This window comes from Fluviicoccus sp., assembly GCF_030646115.1.
Classification (GTDB): Bacteria; Pseudomonadota; Gammaproteobacteria; order Pseudomonadales; family Moraxellaceae; genus Fluviicoccus.
The window spans coordinates 1-1,289 of sequence record NZ_JAUSMX010000003.1 but is presented as its reverse complement, the minus strand read 5'-3'; the positions used below and the strand labels follow the sequence as shown (position 1 = coordinate 1,289).

The 1,289-nt window shown below is 61.0% G+C and carries 1 protein-coding gene; it reads right to left on the bottom strand.

Annotated elements, in window-relative coordinates; all coding sequences use genetic code 11:
• On the bottom strand, positions 1-1,174 hold a 1,174-nt coding region (locus Q7T36_RS02375; RefSeq protein ID WP_304843614.1), incomplete at its 3' end, for an AMP-binding protein.
• Between the last annotated feature and the right edge of the window lie 115 nt (positions 1,175-1,289).

The following is a 1,289-nucleotide window of genomic DNA, read 5'->3' as shown; positions in this document are numbered from 1 at the left end:
AGCACCCCATATCCCCCGTATACAGCCAGCCGTCACGCAAGGCGGCTTCCGTGGCCTGCGGGTTGTTCCAATAGCCGGTCATCACCACGTCGCCACGCACCGTGATTTCTCCCATCTTGCCCGGCGCCAGCGGTACGCCGTCACTGTCCACAATGCGCAGCTCCACGTCGGTGCGCGGGAACCCCACCGAGCCCAGCCGTTCCTGGTATCGCGGATGGTGCCGGTCGGCGTGGTCCTGTTTGGACAGCGCGGTAATCGTCATCGGGCTTTCACCCTGGCCGTAAATTTGAACCAGACGAGGCCCGATCACCTCCAGCGCCCGCTCCAGGTCGGCGCGGTACATGGGGGCGCCGCCATAAATGATGGTCTTGAGATGCTCCGGGCTGGCGGCTGGCGCGCTTTCCGTCAAGCGTTTGATCATGGTCGGTGCGGCAAACAAGCTGACGCCGCGGTGCATCTCTACCAGTTGCCAAATTTCAGCCGGGTCGAAATGGGCGCTGGCGGGAATTACATTGTTCGCCGCCTTCGCGATATGCGGCAGACCATAGAGTCCGGAGCCGTGTGACATCGGCGCCGCATGGATGATCGTATCGCCGCCATCAATCGGGTCGATGTCCGCAAAATAGCTCAGCGTCATGGCCAGCAGATTGCGGTGGGTGAGGGTGGCGCCCTTGGGGCGACCGGTCGTGCCACTGGTGTAAAACAACCACGCCGGGTCAGTCGGCGACACGTCAGTCAGGGCGAGCTCGTCATCCATCATCAGCGCACGGTAGTCCGGGCTGTCAGTGGCCATCACCCGCTCTAGCTCGGCCACCTGACCGGGCAGATGCGCGATGCGCGCCATCAGATCCGGGCTGGCAAAACACAGGCGTGCCTGGGCGTCGGAAAGAATGTATTCAAACTCCTTGCTGTGCAATTTGGCATTGACGGGGACGCTGATCAATCCGGCATGCCAGATGGCAAACAAGGTCTCATAAAACTCGGGCCGGTTGCTCATCGCGATGGCGACCCGGTCACCCGTTTTCAATCCCAGTCGATGGCGCAAGCTGAAGGCCATCGCTCTGACACGCTGCGCCAACTCGCGGTAGTTGGCATGGACCTGGTCGTGGACGGTGAGGGCGGGTCGGTCACCGTGTTGAATCGCCGATTTTTCAAGCAATGCTGCAATATTCATACTGACTTTCACACCCGCGCCGGGGTTTATTGAATCACCTTGATCACCAGGGGCCCGATGAAACATCGGACCCCTGAGATGACCAGGCTAGTTGGCCTTTTCTGGCAAGGGCAGG